Raw genomic sequence first — 1,393 nt, 5'->3', positions numbered from 1 at the left:
CCCCGCCAACTCCACAAACACCGAAGGAACCATGAACTCCGGCAGACTCCGCCCCACAAACTCCCGCAACTCACCCACCGACGGAATACCCACCCCCACATCCACCGGCACCACATACGCCACCAACCGACGATCCACACCCCCACCAAACACACCCACCACCACCGCACGCACACCCGGATGAGAAACCAACACCGCCTCCACCTCACCCGGCTCAATCCGGAAACCACGCACCTTCACCTGCTCATCCCCACGCCCCAAAAACTCCAACTCACCCCCCGCCAACCACCGCACCCGATCCCCCGACCGATACATCCGCGACCCATCCCCCACAAACGGATCAGCCACAAACCGCTCCGCCGTCAACCCAGCACGCCCCCCATAACCCCGCGCCACCTGCGGACCCGCAATAAACAACTCACCCACCACACCCACCGGCACCGGCTCCAACCCCACACCCAACACATACACCCGCGTATTCGGCAACGGCCCACCAATCGGAACCGGACCCCCACCCTCACCCTCACCCAACACACTGAACGTCGAATCCACCGACGCCTCCGTCACCCCATACGCCGACAACAACCGCACACCCCCACCCAACACACCCCGAGCCCGCACCACCGAACCCCACCGCCACACATCCGTCGTCACCACCACCAACCGCAAACCACCCAACCCCAACCCACCCACCGACCCACCAACCAAGCCGGCACCCCCACCACGCTCAACAAACCCCACCAACTCATCCACATACCGAGGCGCACACTCCAAAGCACTCACCCCAGCACCCGCCAACACCCCCACCCACTCACCCACATCCACCTGCAACCCCACCCGCCCCAACACCAACACCCCACCCGAACACAACGACCGCACCACATCACCCGTAAACACATCAAAACTCGCACTCGCCACCGACAACCACCGATACCCCACCCCCACCCCAAAATGAGCCGACTCCCAACCCGCAAACAACGCCACCAACGACCCATGCGACACCAACGTCCCCTTCGGACGCCCCGTCGAACCCGACGTATAAATCACCCCCGCCAACTGACCCCCCACCACCCCCACCCCAGGAGCCACCACCGAACAACCCCCCAACTCCTCCCGCACCACCCCATCGTCCAACCACACCACCGAACCCACCACACCATCCAAACCAAGACCCCCAGCAACCCCCCGCTCCCCCACCAACACCGACACCCCACTATCAGCCAACATAAACTCCAACCGCTCCACCGGATACTCCGGATCCAACGCCACAAACGCACCCCCCGCCTGCCACACCGCCAACACCGCAACCACCAACCCCACACCACGCCCCACACACAAACCCACCACCGACTCCGCACCCACCCCCACCCCACGCAAATAATGCGCCAAACGA

At 63.9% G+C, this 1,393-nt stretch carries 1 protein-coding gene; it reads right to left on the bottom strand.

Annotated elements, in window-relative coordinates:
- Positions 1-1,389, bottom strand: a 1,389-nt coding sequence (locus ACFWSK_RS37785) for an amino acid adenylation domain-containing protein (protein WP_383796729.1), incomplete at its 3' end; no start/stop codon positions are given.
- Between the last annotated feature and the right edge of the window lie 4 nt (positions 1,390-1,393).

Source organism: Streptomyces sp. NPDC058620 (assembly GCF_042717135.1).
Classification (GTDB): Bacteria; Actinomycetota; Actinomycetes; order Streptomycetales; family Streptomycetaceae; genus Streptomyces.
The sequence above is the reverse complement of the archived record's forward strand: the minus strand, read 5'-3'. Positions and strand labels throughout refer to the sequence as shown.